The 16,798-nt window shown below is 64.3% G+C and carries 12 protein-coding genes; 6 read left to right on the forward strand and 6 right to left on the reverse strand.

Translation table 11 applies throughout. The features are described from left to right. The first annotated feature begins 56 nt into the window (after positions 1 to 56). The gene (locus GPA21_RS09425) at positions 57 to 647 is read left to right on the forward strand and encodes a DNA-3-methyladenine glycosylase I (RefSeq protein ID WP_246261864.1); all 591 of its coding nucleotides are present in this window, start codon (positions 57 to 59) and stop codon (positions 645 to 647) included. Continuing rightward, positions 644 to 1,252 carry an acyl carrier protein phosphodiesterase gene (locus tag GPA21_RS09430; RefSeq protein ID WP_168987948.1) on the forward strand — a complete coding sequence of 203 codons (609 nt, stop codon included), beginning with the start codon at positions 644 to 646 and terminating at the stop codon, positions 1,250 to 1,252. Before GPA21_RS09425 ends, GPA21_RS09430 begins: the two co-directional genes overlap by 4 nt. Here the strand turns inward: GPA21_RS09430 and GPA21_RS09435 are convergent. The 6 genes from GPA21_RS09435 to GPA21_RS09460 form a co-directional block, all read right to left on the reverse strand. Next, positions 1,215 to 2,150 (reverse strand): CysB family HTH-type transcriptional regulator, encoded by a 936-nt coding sequence (locus GPA21_RS09435; RefSeq protein WP_168987949.1) that lies wholly within the window; start codon positions 2,148 to 2,150, stop codon positions 1,215 to 1,217. The genes GPA21_RS09430 and GPA21_RS09435 overlap by 38 nt on opposite strands. 2 nt (positions 2,151 to 2,152) lie before the next feature. Further along, positions 2,153 to 3,232, reverse strand: coding sequence for a sulfate/molybdate ABC transporter ATP-binding protein (locus GPA21_RS09440; RefSeq protein ID WP_168987950.1), 1,080 nt, complete (start codon positions 3,230 to 3,232; stop codon positions 2,153 to 2,155). A 24-nt stretch (positions 3,233 to 3,256) separates the two neighbouring features. Continuing rightward, positions 3,257 to 4,159: a sulfate ABC transporter permease subunit CysW gene (gene cysW, locus GPA21_RS09445; protein WP_168987951.1), complete on the reverse strand. Its 903-nt coding sequence runs from the start codon at positions 4,157 to 4,159 to the stop codon at positions 3,257 to 3,259. A 10-nt stretch (positions 4,160 to 4,169) separates the two neighbouring features. Continuing rightward, a complete protein-coding gene (gene cysT, locus GPA21_RS09450; RefSeq protein ID WP_211163513.1) occupies positions 4,170 to 4,982 on the reverse strand; it encodes a sulfate ABC transporter permease subunit CysT in 813 nt (270 codons plus the stop codon). Positions 4,983 to 5,064: 82 nt separating this feature from the next. Then, entirely contained in the window at positions 5,065 to 6,084 is a 1,020-nt protein-coding gene (locus GPA21_RS09455) for a sulfate ABC transporter substrate-binding protein (protein WP_168987952.1), read from the reverse strand. Positions 6,085 to 6,269: 185 nt separating this feature from the next. Next, positions 6,270 to 6,650: a hypothetical protein gene (locus GPA21_RS09460; RefSeq protein ID WP_168987953.1), complete on the reverse strand. Its 381-nt coding sequence runs from the start codon at positions 6,648 to 6,650 to the stop codon at positions 6,270 to 6,272. Positions 6,651 to 7,011: 361 nt separating this feature from the next. On the opposite strand from GPA21_RS09460, the gene GPA21_RS09465 reads away from it, so the two are divergent. The 4 genes from GPA21_RS09465 to GPA21_RS09480 form a co-directional block, all read left to right on the forward strand. After that, a complete protein-coding gene (locus tag GPA21_RS09465) occupies positions 7,012 to 9,219 on the forward strand; it encodes a peptidase domain-containing ABC transporter (protein ID WP_168987954.1) in 2,208 nt (735 codons plus the stop codon). Continuing rightward, positions 9,216 to 10,526, forward strand: a complete 1,311-nt coding sequence (locus tag GPA21_RS09470; protein WP_211163514.1) for a glycosyltransferase family 4 protein — start codon at positions 9,216 to 9,218, stop codon at positions 10,524 to 10,526. Before GPA21_RS09465 ends, GPA21_RS09470 begins: the two co-directional genes overlap by 4 nt. Further along, positions 10,519 to 11,184, forward strand: coding sequence for a hypothetical protein (locus tag GPA21_RS09475; RefSeq protein ID WP_168987955.1), 666 nt, complete (start codon positions 10,519 to 10,521; stop codon positions 11,182 to 11,184). The genes GPA21_RS09470 and GPA21_RS09475 overlap by 8 nt, the downstream gene beginning before the upstream one ends. 203 nt (positions 11,185 to 11,387) lie before the next feature. Next, the coding region (locus tag GPA21_RS09480) for a calcium-binding protein (protein WP_339379875.1) at positions 11,388 to 16,798 on the forward strand (5,411 nt) is incomplete at its 3' end.

A 16,798-nucleotide genomic window follows, 5' to 3' on the forward strand; every position in this document is an offset into this window, starting at 1 on the left:
GGGGCGGAAAACTCAAGAACGGGTTTTCCCGTATGACCTAAGGTCAGGAGGTGGCGATGGTCGAAACCGAACGCGAATCCGAACCGATGCGCTGCGGCTGGGCCGGCAGCGACCCGCTGTACCGGGCCTACCATGACGAAGAATGGGGCGTGCCGGTGCGCGATGCCCGGCGTCTGTTCGAGTTCCTCATCCTCGAAGGCGCGCAGGCCGGACTTGCCTGGATTACGGTACTCAGGAAGCGCGAGCGCTATCGAGAGGTCTTCGACGGCTTTGACCCGGTTGGTATCGCCGCCTGGGACGACGAGAAGAAAGCCGCACTGCTCGGCGACCCGGGCATCATCCGCAACCGCGCCAAGATCGATGCCGCGATTGTGAATGCACGCGCGTGGCTCGCGCTCGAGGCCGAGGGCATCGACCCGGTCGAATGGCTGTGGTCCTTCGTCGGCGGTGAGCCCCGGCGCAATGCCTGGACCGCGCTTGCCGAGGTGCCGGCGACCACCCCGGAATCCGACGCGATGAGCAAGGCCTTGCGCGCCCGCGGCTTCAAGTTCGTCGGCAGCACCATCTGCTATGCCTTCATGCAGGCGGTCGGCATGGTCGACGACCATGTCGTTGGCTGTTTCCGGCATGGCTGCGCCGACCGATGAACTTCCTCGCCCATGCCTGGCTCGCCGGGGATGACCCGGCGCATCAGCTCGGCGGGCTGATGGGCGATTTCGTCAAGGGTCCATTGCCTGCCGGTCTGCCCACCGATATCGCGGCGGGTGTGGCGCTGCACCGGCGCATCGACGTCTTCGCCGATGGCCATCCTGCGTTCTGTCGCAGTCGCGGGCGCATCTCTCCAGCGCGCAGAAGGGCCGCTGGCATTCTTGTGGACATGTTCTACGACCATTTTCTTGCCCTTCATTGGTCCGATTTCCACCCTGAACCCTTGCCGGCCTTTACGGCGCGAATGTACGCGCTGATGGATGCCCACCACCGTATGCTGCCGCCGCGGCTTGCGGGCCAGCTGCCTTCGATGCGCAAGGATGACTGGCTGGCTTCTTACCGCAGCGCCGAAATCGTCGCCTTCGCACTGGATCGCATGTCCAGTCGTTTGAGTCGACCGGAAATGCTGCTCGGAGGCGCGGCAGAGCTTGAAAAACACTACGCGGGATTCGAAGCGGATTTCTTTGAGTTCGTCGTCGATGCCAAGTCGTTTGCACGTCTTGCGATCAAGCCGTCTGAGCCCGCAGAAAAACCTTGTCCTTGATCGTCGCCTCCTTCAGCTCCGGGGTGCAGCATTCGATGAAGCGGTAGGCGAAGTCGCGCAGGTAGTTGCCGCGCCGCAGTGCGATCCAGGTGGTGTTCGGCTCGAACAGCGTGCGGCCGTCTAGCAGCGTGAGACCGGCGTCGCGCTTCGGGTGGTACGCCATCGAGGCGATGATGCCCACGCCGAGCCCAAGCTCCACGTAGGACTTGATCACGTCGGCATCGAGCGCGGACATCACGATGTCCGGATGCAGCGCCTTGCTGGCAAAGGCGCGGTCGATGCGTGCGCGGCCGGTGTAGCCCTCGTGATAGGTGATGAGAGGGTAATCGGCGATGGCGTCCAGGGTCAGTTCCGGCAACGAGGCCAGTGTATGGCCTTCCGGCACGATGATCGAGTGATGCCACTTGTAATATGGAAAGCCGACCAGGTCCTCGTCGTCGGCCAGCGCTTCGGTGGCGATACCGATGTCGACTTCGCCGGCTTTGAGCAAAGTGACGATCTCGCTCGGACCGCACTGATGCAGCTCCAGGTGCACCTTGGGAAAAGTCTCCTTGAAGCGCGTGACCACACCCGGCAAGGCGTAGCGTGCCTGGGTGTGGGTCGTGGCCACCGCGAGGCTCCCGATGTCGCGTTGGGCGAACTGCTCCGCGAGCCGCTTGATGTTTTGCGTCTCGAGCAGAATCCGCTCGACCATGGGCAGCAACTCCTTGCCCGGCTCGGTGAGCCCGAGCAGGCGCTTGCCGTGACGGACGAAGAGCTCGACGCCGAGTTCGTCCTCCAGGTCGCGGATGTGCTTGGACACCCCGGACTGTGCGGTGTACAGGGCGTTGGCGACCTCGGTCAGGTTGTAGTTGCGCCGGACCGCCTCGCGGATGATGCGCAGTTGCTGAAAGTTCATGCTCAGGCTCCGGCCGAGGGCAGGGTTTCGCCGTGCAGGAACACGCGGCTGGCCAGCGGGCGCACCCGCAGCGGCGCCCCCTGCGCGAGGCCGAGTTCGCGCCAGCGACCCTTGGGTACTTCGGCGTGCACCAGGTCTTCACCGTTCTCGACACGCAGTTCCAGGCGCACCGTGGGGCCGACGATCGAGACCAGCTCCACGGTCGCGGAGAGGCCGGCCTCGGACGGATCGGTGACGATTTCGATCTCGTGTGGCCGCACATAGGCATAGCCTTCGCCGTCCTGCGGATGATGCTCCGCGACCGGCAAGGCGATGTCGCCGATGCGCGCCTGGCCGTCGCGCACCCGGGCACGGAACAGATTCACGTTGCCGAGAAACTTGTAGACGAAGGGGTTGGCTGGGTGGTCGTAGACGTCCTCCGGCGAACCTTCCTGTTCGACGTTGCCGTGATTCATGACCACCACGCGGTCGGATACCTCGAGCGCTTCTTCCTGATCGTGGGTCACGAAGACGCTGGTCACATGGATCTCGTCGTGCAACCGGCGCAGCCAGCGTCGCAGCTCGGTGCGTACCTTGGCGTCCAGCGCGCCAAAGGGCTCGTCGAGCAGCAACACCCTGGGCTCGACCGCCAACGCGCGGGCGAGCGCGATGCGCTGGCGTTGCCCGCCGGATAGCTGCGACGGCAGTCGGTGCGCGGTCCAGTCCAGTTGCACCAGCTCCAGCAAGCGCATGACCCGGCGCTTGATCTCGGCCTTGTCGGGGCGGAAGCGACGCGGCTTGACGGTGAGCCCGTAGGCCACGTTGTCGAACACGCTCATGTGCTTGAACAGTGCATAGTGCTGAAACACGAAGCCCACGCCGCGGTGGCTGACGTGCACGTCGGTGGTGTCCTCGCCGTGGAAGCGGATACGGCCAGAGTCGGGTTGCTCCAGTCCGGCGATGATCCGCAGCAAGGTGGTCTTGCCGCTGCCGGACGGGCCCAGCAGGGCGGTCAGCTCGCCATTCGGCAGGGAGAGCTTGACGTTGTCGACGGCGACAAAGTCGCCGAAGCGCTTGTTGACGTTTTCGATCTCGATACTCATGGTCTTGTTGTCCTGTGGGTCGGGTCAGTTCTGCTGGGCCGTGCGCGCACGTTCCTCGCGCCATTCGACAAAGCTTTTCACCGCAATCGTCACGAGGGCGAGCGCCGCGAGCAGCGACGACACCGCGAAAGCGGCGGTGAACATGTATTCGTTGTAGAGCACCTCGATGTGCAGCGGCATGGTGTTGGTTTCACCGCGGATTCGGCCGGAAACCACTGCCACCGCACCGAACTCGCCCATTGCCCGGGCGTTGCACAGGATCACGCCGTAGATCAGACCCCACTTGATGTTGGGCAGGGTCACCCGCCAGAAGGTCTGCCAGCCGTTCGCGCCGAGGGTCAGCGAGGATTCCTCCTCTTCCTTGCCCTGTTGCTGCATCAGTGGAATCAACTCGCGGGCGACGAAGGGCAGGGTGCCGAAGGCGATGACCAGCATGATGCCGGGCACGGCGAAGATGATGCGCATCTCGTTGCTCGCGAGCCACGGTCCGAGCCAGCCTTGCGAGCCGAGCAGGATCACGAAGATCAGGCCGACGACGACCGGCGAGATCGCAAACGGCAGGTCGATCAGCGTGATCAGCAGGGACTTGCCGCGGAACTCGAACTTGGCGATCGCCCAGGCCGCGACCACGCCGAACACCAGGTTCACCGGCACGACGACAAGCACGACCAGCAGCGTCAGGCGGATCGCTGCGGCCGCATCCGGTTCGACGATGGCCTCATACCACACCCGCAGCCCCTGCTCGAAGGCGCTGTACAGCACCACCGTCAGCGGCAGGACGAGAAATATCGTGAGGAAGGTGAGCGCAATGCCGATCAGCGTCCGCCGCAACCAGGCGGGCTCCTCAGTGGCGCGGTGCCAGGCGTGGGCGCTCGGTCTGGTCTGAGCCGGGGAGCTTGACCCGAGGGCCGGATTCAGTGTTGTCATGGCGTGTTCCTCAGCGGTAGCGGCGCGACGCCCACCATTGCAGGCCGTTGATCAGCAGCAAGAGCAGAAAGGCGGCGATCGCGGCGGCGCCGGCGTAATCGAACTGCTCGGCCTTGGCGACGATGAGCAGGGGCGTGATCTCGGTGCGAAACGGCAGATTGCCGGAGATGAAGATCACCGAGCCGTATTCGCCGAGCGCGCGGGCGAAGGCCAGCGCAAAGCCGGTCAGCAGCGCCGGCAGCAGCGCCGGCAGGATCACCCGGCGAATCGTGGTGAAGCGGTTCGCCCCCATGATGGCCGAGGCCTCTTCGGCCTCCTTGTCGAGATCCTCCAGTACCGGCTGCACCGTGCGCACCACGAAGGGCAGGCCGATGTAGGTGAGCGCCACGATTACCCCGATCTGGGTGTAGGCGATACGAATGCCATACACGTTCAGGTACTGCCCGACCCAGCCGGTCGAGGCATAGAGGGTGACCAGCGCGATCCCGGCCACCGCAGTGGGCATGGCGAAGGGCAGGTCCACCAGCGCGTCGACGATGCGCTTGCCGGTAAAGCGGTAACGCACCAGCACCCAGGCGACAATGGCGCCGAACACCAGATTGATCAGGGCAGCGATAAGCGACGCACCGAACGAGAGCTTGTACGAGGCGACCACCTGGCGGTCGCTGACCGCGCGCCAGAAGTCGTCCCAGCTCATCTGCAGGGTGTAGAGCAGCAGCCCGGCAATCGGGATGACGATGAGCAGACCGAGGTAGAAGATCGTGAAGCCCAGCGTGATGCCGAAGCCGGGGATCACGCTGGGCTGGCGCAAGGCGATGGCCATTGGATTGTCCTCCGTGACGGGGCGAGCGGACGTGCCGATGGCGGCGCGCCATGGGCACGCCGCCATCGCAGCAATCACTTGCTTACTGGTTGATCTCGCGAAGAATCCGGTCAAACACCCCACCGTCGTTGAAGTGGGTTTCCTGAGCCACCTTCCAGCCACCGAACACCTCGTCGATGGTGAAAAAGTTCACGTCCGGGAAGCGGTCGGCGAACTCGGCCCCAATCGCCGGGTTGGACGGGCGGTAGAAATGCTTGCCCGCCAGGCGCTGCGCCTCGTCGGTGTAGAGGAACTCGAGGTAGGCCTGCGCGACCTCGCGGGTGCCCTTGCGATCGACGTTCCGGTCGACGATGGTCACCGGCGGCTCGGCGAGGATGCTGACCGAGGGCACGACGATCTCGTACTCGCCGCGACCGAGCTGCTCGACCGCGAGGAAGGCCTCGTTCTCCCAGGCGATGAAGGCGTCGCCGATGCGTCGCTGCACAAAGGTGTTGGTCGCGCCGCGGGCCGCCGGGTCCAGCACCGGCACGTTGGCGTAGATCTTCTTCGTGAACTCGTAGGCCGCCTCTTCGCTGCCGTACTTCTTCAGCCCGTAGCCCCAGGCCGCGAGGTAGTTCCAGCGCGCCCCGCCCGAGGTTTTCGGGTTGGGGGTGATCACCTCGACGTCGTCACGCGCCAGGTCGTTCCAGTCCTTGATGTTCTTCGGGTTGCCGGCACGCACCAGCAGCACGATGGTCGATGTGTAGGGCGAGCTGTTCGACGGCAGCCGGGCCTGCCAGTCGGCGGGGATCAGATCGGCGCGGTCGTGCAGCGCGCTTACGTCATAGGCCAGCGCAAGCGTAACGACGTCGGCATCCAGTCCGTCGATCACCGCGCGGGCCTGGGAGCCCGAGCCGCCGTGCGACTGGCGCACGTTGACCCGCTCGCCCTTGGTCGCCTGCCAGTGCGCATCGAATGCTGCGTTGTACTCGCGATAGAACTCGCGCGTCGGATCGTAGGAAACGTTGGTGATCGTGGTCTGGGCGAACACCGGGACGGCGACCGCGACAGCGAGCGCTGCGACGCTGGTCTTGAAGAAATTTCGGGGTTGGAACGCGTGCATGAATGACTCCCTGAGCAAAGTGTGTCGGTTGCGTGGGAGCCATTAGAAGGGAATCCTTTAGGCTATAAAAGCAATAAAAAATTAAATCTATAGCAGTCTGAGTGATAAAGACTTCCGCCCTTCATTCTGTGCCTTCAAGTGATCTGACAGTGTCGGGGCGCCAATGCGTCAGCGCCCCGACCTCGTCAGCGGACCGGAATCACGATAGGCGGCATGCTGATCACGATGGCCGGGCTGCTCGACACATGACGATGCGTGACCGTCGAGTGACGGTGCTGCGCGTGGCGCGGAGGCACGTAACGTGGCGGCGCATAGCGGGCCGGGGCCGGGCGGCCGTAGTGATGCGGATGGTAGTAGTGATGATGCACTTCCACCTTCTGCTTGCCTTGGCGCTTGTGCGCCGCATGCGGCGGCGGCCCCGGGCGGTGGTGCGACCAACCAGGCCCGTACGTGCGATGGTCGTATTGCCAGTGGCGGCTGTCGCGTGCCTCGGCCGGTAGAGTGGTGGCGAGCAGTCCAGCGCCGGCGATCAGCGCGATGCAAAGTTGTGCGGTCAAGCGTTTCATGATGAACCTCCGTTGTCGACATGGGCGAGCCGTGTCGCCCATGTCCGTCCAACGCGCGGCGGGGACCGCAGGTTCACGCGGGGTTGTAAGCAGATTTGTAGCTGTGGGCGCCGGCTGACCGAGCCACTTTCGCAGCCTCATCCAGACTAGGCGCTAACGGTGTAATCGGAACGAACAAACTCGATCCGACCTCCGCGCGGATGAGCTTCAGTGCAAGCCGCCATCTCGAGCCCGCGCGAGGCGGTGTAGTGTCAGACGCGCAAGGGGATTACGGATAGATATGCTTTCGGGTTTGTGGAATGACAAATAAGCAGTCGTTTGTGCTAATTTGCCGCCAGTTTCCATTACGCTAGAAGCCCCCATGGTCGATTCAATCAGAGCGGTTTCAGAGGACGAGGCGCAGCATCTACCCGAAACATCCCTGCTCTGGCTGACGTCCAGTCTCGCTGCCCGTTTCGGCAAGCCTTTCGACCCCGCCTTGCTGTTGCGTGGGCTATCTCCGCCTTTTGATATTCCCACGATTATCGAAGCCTTGCACGGGCTTGGCATTGACTCAGCGCTTGGCCCGCAACCCTCGGGGCGCGACTGGGAAGATGCGCCCTATCCAGCGGTTGCATTCCTGTCGCCGGAAAACACGGCCTTCGATTCGATGCACACGGGTGATCGCTCCCATTCTGGCGGCGCAAACGCTGCCGAGCTGCATCCAGTGTTCATCCTGGGTTGCGAAGCGGAGGCGCTTCGGATTGCTCTACCGGGTGATATGTCACCGCGAACGGTTGCGGTAGACGAGGCGGCTCGATGCTTCCTGCCCCAACTGCTCTGGGTCGCAGAGGCGGAGTCCGCTTTGCCGGACGATCAGGGTGGCACCGGCCCGGGCGCGGCCCAGGCGCAGCGCAAACCCTTCGGCTTTGCGTGGTTCGTGCCGGAGTTGCTCCGCCACCGCCGTCTGTGGCGCGACGTGCTGCTCGCCAGCCTGAGCATCCAGCTCGTCGCCCTGGCCACGCCGCTATTCACGCAGGTGATCATCGACAAGGTCATCGCCCATCACGCCCAGAGCACGCTTGCGGTGCTCGGTGTGGCGATGGTGGTGTTCATGATCTTCACCAGCGTCATGACCTGGCTGCGTCAATACCTGGTGCTGCATACTGGTTGCCGCATCGACGCGGTGCTGGGCGAGAAAGTCATGCGCCACCTGCTGCGCCTGCCTGTGGGCTATTTCGAGCAGCGCCCCACCGGCACGCTGGTGGCCAGGCTCAACGGCATCGAAAGCCTGCGCGACTTCGTCTCAGGTGCAGCGGTCACCCTGGTGCTCGATTTCCCCTTTCTGTTCATATTCCTTGCCGTGATGTTGCTCTACAGCTGGCAGCTCACCCTCATTGTCGTGGGGGTACTGGTGCTCATCGTGCTCGCCAGTCTCATCATGGTGCCCATCTTCCGCGCCAGGCTCGACAAGCAGTTTCTGCTCGGGGCGCGCAACCAGGCCTTTCTTACCGAGTATCTGGCGGGCATGGCCACCGTCAAATCCCTGCAGATGGAGCCCACTGTGGACAAGCGCTACGGTGGCTATCTGGCTCAGTATCTTTCGGCGGGCTTCTCCACGCGCCAGGTCGGCAACACCTATCAGGTCACCGCCGGCGCGCTGGAGCAGACGATGACGCTGTCCATCCTCATCGTCGGCGCCTGGTTCGTGATGCAGAACACCGGCTTCACCGTCGGCATGCTGGTTGCCTTCCAGATGTTCGCCAGCCGCCTGTCGCAGCCGGTGATGCGGCTGGTCGGGCTGTGGCAGGAGTTTCAGCAAGCCAGCGTCGCCGTCAAGCGCCTGGCCGACATCCTCGACATGCCGCAGGAGCCGGTCACGCTCACCCCTCAGCGCACCCGCGCCGGCGCCGGGCGCATCGAGGTGCGGGACCTCGGTTTCCGCTATTCCGAGCAACACCCCTGGCTGTATCGCAACCTCGATCTGGCCATTCCCACCGGCAAGCTCACAGTACTGATGGGCCCGTCCGGTTGCGGCAAGAGCACGCTGGCCAAGTTGCTGCAGGGCTTCTACTTTCCGCAGGAAGGCCAGATCCTCATCGACGGGCGCGACATTCGTACCCTGGCCGCCAACGAACTGCGCGCATACTTCGGCGTGGTCCCGCAGGAGACCGTGCTGTTCTCCGGAACGGTCTACGACAACCTGCTCATGGCCCAGCCCCACGCGGGTTTTGACGAGATCACCGCCGCGTGCAAGGCCGCCGAGATTCACGACGTCATCGAGGCCCTGCCGCAGGGCTACCAGACCGAGATCGGCGAGCGTGGCACCGGACTGTCCGGTGGCCAGCGCCAGCGCATCGCCATTGCCCGCGCCCTGCTCAAGCGCCCCAAGGTGCTGATCTTCGACGAGGCCATCTCCAACCTCGACCAGCATACCGCCGAGCACTTCGCCCGAACCATCAACCGTCTCAAGGGCAAGGTCACCCTGATCTTCATCACCCACCAGGTGCCTCGCAGTCTGCAGGTGGACGAGGTGGTGCACATGGACCGCCCCGCCGCTGCCACGGCCCGGATCAAGGAGGGTACGTGACACACCCGGCGGCGATTCCCAACGGGCGTGAAACGGTCGCCGGCCGGGCTGCCGGCAAGCGTGCGCTCGCCCGCCGCCCGGATGCCCGTCTGCTGCTCATTCACCAGAACTTCCCCGGCCAGTTCCGTGAGCTCGCCCGTGCCTGGGCCGCCCGGCCCGACCTGCAGGTGCTGGGCCTCGGGCGCGACACCGCACCCGGTCTGCCCGGGGTCGCATGGCAGCGCTATCGCCTGCACCGGCCCCCGGCCGAAGCCCAGCACCCCTACCTGCGCCAAATGGAAATCGCCGTGCTGCACGGCCAGGCGGTCGCCCGCACGCTCGCGCGCCTTGCCCGCCAGGGCTACAGGCCGGATGTCGTCCTCGCCCACCCCGGCTGGGGCGAAACCCTCTACCTGCGAGACATCTTCCCCGACGCCCGCCTCATCCACCTGTGCGAGTGGTACTACGGCAAGCCCGGCGCGGATGTCGGCTTCGACCCCGAGTTCCCTGTCGGTCCCGACATCCACGCCCGCATGCGCACCTGGAACGCCCTGCACGCGCTCAACCTCGCCCAGTGCGACCTCGGCGTCAGCCCCACCGCGTGGCAGCGCGCGCAGCATCCGGCCGAATTTCAGCGCAAGATCGTCGTTCAGCACGAAGGTATCGATACAGCCTACTTCGCACCGGACCCCGGCGCCCGCTTCAAGACGCCCTCCGGCGTCGAACTCGCGGCCGGCGACCCCGTCATCACCTTTGTTGCCCGCAATCTTGAGCCCTATCGTGGCTTCCACATCTTCATGCGGGCTCTGGCCTGCGTCCAGCGCCGCCACCCCGGTTGCCACGCCATCATCGTCGGCGGTGACGAGGTCAGCTACGGCGCCGCCCCGGCTGATGCCCCCAACTGGCGCGAAAAACTCCTGCGCGAAGTCGCCCTGGATCCTGCCCGTACCCACTTCACCGGCCGCCTGCCACGCGCCGACTACCGCCGCGTGCTGCAAGTCTCCGCCGCTCATGTCTACCTCACGTATCCCTTCGTGCTGTCGTGGTCGCTGCTCGAAGCCCTGTCGACCGGCTGCCGGGTCATCGGCTCACGCACCGCTCCGGTCGAGGAGGTGATACGCGACGGGGAGAACGGGGTGTTGGTGGATTTCTTTGATGTGGAGGGGATCGCGGTGCGGGTGCTGGAGGCGCTGGATGCACGTGAGAGGTGCACAGCGTTTGGTGAAGATGCAAGAACGAGTGTGAAGCGATTTGACGTAGATGAGGCCGGCCGTGGTTATCAATCCCTCGTCATGCCTCAGTGTAAACAAGGAAATAAGCATGTCTGAAGGCAACACGGGAATCAGAGGCGCATGGCGTCGATTCAAGCTGCGGATGAAGCGGACCTGGATTGGGTGGTTCTATATCTGCATTCGAAGAGACGTTGTGGGGAACATGCTTCTATTCGTTTTCGCGTGCTCAACTTTGATTGCAACGATGCTCGCATTTCCACAGGTCGCCAATCCTCAACTCGCATCGTGGGACGAGCTCGAGTGCCGGTCGGGCTCTGTTGTGAAAGTGTTTCGGCCACCGAGAAACCAGAGGCATTCGATGCTCGATATCGTCGATGAGAATGGGGTGAAGCACTCGTACTTGGGTTGGGGTGGCTATCCGAATTTTACGTCTCGGCTGCAAGCGACGCAGGGCGAAGCCATCACGGTTTGCTCTCGCCCCTACTGGGAGCTTTGGCCCCCCTTTTATTACCAAGAATTTGTTCGGATCGAGTTTTCCGGTGATGAAGAGTTCGCTCCTCGGCTGTCCCCTGTCGACGAGCGTGCCTTCGACCTGAAGTGGGTACGAGGTTATCTTTGGGCATCACTGTTTTTCTTTATCTGGATGCTGAAGCGTTTTGGCCGCAAGGCGTGGCGACTGCGTGATGAATACCTGCAGTCTCCTGATGGGGTAGGAGTTCTTGGTGACAACGACAAGCAGAAGGGAGGTCAATGATGGCAAGAGGATTGAACAGGCAAACAGCTGAAACGGTATCCAATGTGCTTTCGCAAAAGGCCTCGCCTGTGGATATTGCCAATTCGATAAAGAGCGCCAATCAGGGAGATATTCGCAATGCCGCCGTGTCGGCTGCAAACGCCATGCATGGGCTTGCATCAATGCTGTCGAAAGTCGCCGGGAATCTAGCGCCGCCTTTGCTCGTGGCGAATATTGCTAATGACGCGGCAAATATTACACTCGACATAAGACAGGATGGAAAACTCACCGACGGCACGGCCTTCGCCGCGCTGTCCACTGTCGCCTCGGCCGCTGCGCTTGCAGCAACACTTGGGGCGGGTACAGTGCTCGCGCCTGCTGCAGCGGTCGGGTTGGCCGCCGCCGCAATCACTGCGTCAGCGGCTCTGGGTGTGGCAGCTCTGGCATCAGCTGAAGGAAGCAGCAGGTTTCATGATTCGGTTGCCGGCCTTCTGGATCGTGCGCAGAATCTGGCCGGGTCGATGGGAGATAGCCTCGTCGGCTTCTTCGAGCGGCAGGGCGCGAATTTGATGTCCGGCATCGACCGTTTCCTCAATTGGTTCAGCGGGCCGTTATTTTCACTCAGCTATGACGATATTACCGGTGGTCGGAACGAGTTGCTGGAAGCCATCCGGGACCAAACCCAAACCGCCTCCACCATCCCCTCGCCCATCATCCTCGACCTCGACGGCACCGGCATCAACACGGTGGGTCTTTCGGCCGGCGTGCATTTTGACCACGCCGCCGATGGCTTTTCCGAACGCACCGGCTGGGTGGGCAGCGGCGACGGCCTGCTGGTCTGGGACCGCAACGGCAACGGGGTGATCGACTCCGGGCGCGAGTTGTTCGGGTCGGAGACGGTGCTTGCCAACGGGCTTCGGGCGGTCAACGGGTTCGCGGCGCTGGCCGAGCTCGATGTCAACGGCGATGGCGTGATCGACGCCAATGATCCGGTGTTTGCCGAGTTGCGGGTGTGGGTCGATGCCGACCTGAACGGGCGCACCGGCGAGGGCGAACTGCTGACGCTGGAAGAGGCCGGTGTGCGGGCGATCAACGTGGCCTATGTAAACTCCAGCTACGTCGACGCCAACGGTAACGAACACCGCCAGGTCGGCAGCTTCGTCACCACCGACGGCGAGACGCGCACCGCCACCGACGTATGGTTCAAGAGCGATGCGACCTACAGCGTGCCCACCGAGTGGGTGGACGTGCCCGAAGCGATCGCGCTGCTGCCCGATGCGCGTGGCTACGGCAAGGTGCGCGATCTGCACCAGGCCATGGCCATGGACCAAAGCGGGAAACTCCAGGCGCTGGTGAGCGCCTTCGTGGCTGCTGATACCCCGCAGGATCGCGAGGCGTTGCTGACCAGCATCCTCTACCACTGGACGGGGGTGCAGGACGTGGACCCGTACAGCCGGGCCTCGACGATGATCTATGGCAACGCGATTGGCGACGCGCGCAGGCTCGAAGCGCTGGAAGCGTTTGTGGGTGAGAAATGGTTTGGCGTGTGGTGCTGGCGCACCCGTGACCCCAACCCGCATGGCAATGCGGCACCCGTGTTGTTGCGGGCCTGGGACGACCTCAAGGCACTGGTCTACGGCCAGTTGATGGCCCAAAGCCACCTGAAGGACCTGTTCATTGACATCCGTTATGGTTGGCACGACGAGACGCAGACCGTCGTCGGCGACCTCTCGGAAGTCGCAGCGAATCTCGCCGGGCTGATCGAGACGGATCGTGCGCACGGGCTCGAGCAACTGGGCGAATTCGTGCGCGCGGTGCGCGGCCTCGGGCTGCTCGGTTCGCTCGATATGGGCTCGTTCAGATTCACGATGGCCGCCTTGGGCGGGGATGTCTCCGCGGTGGTGGATGCATCGTTGGCGGGTTGGGTCGACAGCAACACCCCCACCGAAGGCAACGACGTGCTGCGCGGCACCGACGGCGACGACTGGATCGATGGCCGTGGGGGCAACGACCTGATCCTGGGCCGTGGCGGCAACGATACGTTGATCGGAGGGGCGGGCAACGACACGCTGGATGGCGGCGCCGGCAACGACGAACTGCGCGGTGGCATTGGGTCCGACACCTACCGCTTTGGCCGCGGCGACGGGCACGACACCATCATCGAGGATTCGTGGCATGCGGACGATGTGGACCGCATCGAGCTCAAGGCTGGAGTGGGGCCGGGTGACGTGCACCTTGCCCGCGTGCGCGACCCGAGCAACCCGTGGAACACGGACGACCTGGTGCTGACCATCGTCGATACCGGCGAGACGATCACGGTCAAGCGCCACTTTGTTGCCGGCCTTCGGCACGCAATCGAGGAAATCGTGTTTGCCGACGGCACCGTGTGGGGCGAAGATGAGATCCGCAGCCGGGTGCTGATCGGCGGCGACGGAGACGACGAGCTGCTGGGTTTTGCCGGACGCGACAACTTCATCCATGGCGGGGCCGGCAACGACACCCTCGTCGGCAGCAATGGCAACGACACCCTGATCGGGGGTGCCGGCAACGACGTGCTGCGCGGTGGCTCGGGTTCGGACACCTACCGCTTCGGTCGCGGCGACGGGCACGACACCATCATCGAAGACTCGTGGCATGCAACCGATGTGGACCGCATCGAGTTGAAGGTCGGCATTACACCCGATGATGTGCACCTTGCCCGCGTGCGCGACCCGAACATCTGGTGGAACGTCGATGACCTGGTGCTGACCATCGTCGACACCGGTGAGACGATCACGGTCAAGCGGCACTTCTTGGCAGGGCATCGCCATGCGGTCGAGGAAATCGTGTTTGCCGACGGCACGGTGTGGGGTGAGGAGGAGATTCGCAGCCGGGTGTTGATCGGCGGCGACGGAGACGACGAACTGCGCGGGTTTGCAGGGCGCGACAACGTGATCGACGGCGGCGCAGGCAACGACACCTTGGTCGGCAGCAACGGCAACGACACCCTGATCGGTGGCGCCGGCAACGACCTGCTTGAGGGTGGAGCCGGCGACGATCTGCTCATCGCCGGCCCGGGTACGGACACCCTGCGCGGCGGCAGCGGCTCGGATACCTACCGCTTCGGCCTGGGTGACGGCTTCAACGTGATCGAAGAAAACTTCGACCCGAGCGGTGTCGACACCATCGAGCTGACCGAGGGCATCGCCCCGGACGACGTGACGGTGCGCTATACGCGCGATGGCCACATGACGGTGAGCCTGCAGGACGGCACCGCGATCCTCGTTCGCAATCAGGCCACGACATGGGCGGCGAGCGGTGGGCTCGGCATCGAACAAGTGCGTTTTGCCGACGGCACCGTGTGGGACCGCGCCGCGTTGGATCTGCGGGCCGTGGCCGGCACCGACGGAGACGATATCATCGTCTCGAGCCATGCCGACGACGTCGTCGATGGGGGCGCTGGCAACGACGTGTTCGTGAACCTCGGCGGCTACGACACTTACCGCTTCGGCGCGGGTGACGGTCAGGACACGATCGAGGGCGGACGCGGCAAGGTGGCGTTCAAGGCGGGTATCGACCAGCTTGGCGTGAGCTTTGCCAGAGACCAGGGTGATCTGATCGCGACCATCGATGCGACCGGGGATTCGATACGCATCGGCAACTGGTTCTACACAGGGTCGAGTTGGCGCATCGACCGCTTCGAGTTTGCCAACGGCGCCAGCTTGAGCGGGGCGGACGTGCAGGCGCTGGTGAGCGTCGCGAGCGACTCCGAAATTCTCCACGGTTCGCCGGGCGACGATCTGATCACCGGCAGCGACAAGCACAGCACCATCTATGGCCGTGACGGCAACGACACCCTGATCGGTGGCGGGGGCAACAATCAGCTCCATGGCGAGGCCGGCGACGACCTGCTGATCGGCGGCGCGGGGCGCGACACGCTCTACGGCGGCGATGGCAGCGATACGCTCAATGGCGGAGCCGGTCGGGATGTTCTGTACGGTGGGGCGGGAAGCAACACCTACCTGATGGAACGCGGCAGTGGGCTTGACAGCGTGTATGCCGAGACCGCGGTGCTTGCCGACGACACCATCGTGTTCGGGGCCGGGATCCGGCCCGAAGACATCACGGTGCAGATGGGCGGGCGCAGTTGGAGCGTGCCCGAGCCGGGCGATGTGGGTTTCGTTGAGATGGTGGTCGGCTTCGGCGGAGACGATGCGGTGATCATCCGCAACGATAGTGGGCGCGACCTCGGGCGCGGTGCGGTGAAGCGCTTCCGCTTCGAGGATGGCACCGAACTCAGCCTCGAGGACATGGTGGCGCGCGCAGATGATGGGGTGATGGGCTGGCAAAGCCGGTCGCACGGCGACTCGACGCTGCTGCTCGGCAGTGCGGCGGATGACCATATCGAGGACTATTCCGGTCAGTCGGTGGTGGTTCGCGCGGGTGCCAACGATGACTATATCTATCTCTCGGGTGGTGACAACGTCGTGTCGGCTGGCAGTGGCAACGATACGGTGTACGCCGGTTTCGGCGACGATGTGATTGCCGGCGAGGCTGGAGACGACGTCATCGACGGTGGGGACGGCGACGATACCTTCCTGTTCAACTACGGCGACGGAAACGACGTGCTCACTGCCGGAAAAGGGATGGACACGCTGTCGTTCGGCGGGGGCATCACCCCGGACATGCTCGGCGCGTACCTCGATGCACGCGGTCGGCTCGTCCTCACGATCGATGGCGGCGAGGGCGGCAGCGTGACGCTGGCCGGCGTCACGCTCGCTGCGCTGCCGGGCGATCTGGAACGGATACAGTTCATCGATGATGACGGGCGGGTGCGGGTGTTCGATTTCTCCGCCTGGGTGGGTACCCATGCGGTGGCGCTGAACGGCGCCAGCGCAATTGCGCCGCTGGCCTTCGTGGGGGTGGGCTTCGAGCTCACCGGCACCGTCGCTCCCGCGGGTGGCCTGGAGGCAGCGGCCTATGCACAAAGCGGCAACATGTTCGGCGAAGCGACGCTTGCGCACAATGCGCCGACCGACGGCGATGACGTGATCTTCGGCACCCCCGGGGCGGATGTCATCGACGCCGGTGCGGGCAACGACATCGTGATCGGGCTGGCCGGCGACGACACGATCTTCGGCGGGGAAGGCGACGACCTGATCTACGGCGGCGACGGCGACGACTGGCTCGAGGGTGGACCTGGAAACGACACCCTCTACGGCGGACACGGCGCCGACACCTTGCGCGGTGGCCCGGGTCGGGACGAGCTGTACGGCGGCTGGGGCGGGGACACCTACTTGTACCATGTTGGTGACGAGGAAGTGGTGATCGACGACGAGCACCGGGTGATCGAGTGGGGCTACGGCGGCGGTGGCGGTGGCGGGGTGATGCCGACGAGTGCTTTCGTCGAGGTGGTGCCGTTCGGCGTGGAGGAGTGGGACTACGGCGGCGGCTGGGGCTACGGCGGTGCGATCATCGACGATGCGCCCAACATCCTGCAGTTCGGCGAAGGCATCCGGCCCGAGGATTTGCGCTATTCCGAACGCGACGGCGATCTGGTCATCGAGTTTGCCGGCCGTCCCGACGATCGTGTGATCCTGCGTGGTTACGCGCCGCACCGCGCCACGCAGACGCGCTCGGTGGACATCATCCGGTT

Source organism: Azoarcus taiwanensis, assembly GCF_012910885.1.
Lineage (GTDB): Bacteria > Pseudomonadota > Gammaproteobacteria > Burkholderiales > Rhodocyclaceae > Azoarcus_F > Azoarcus_F taiwanensis.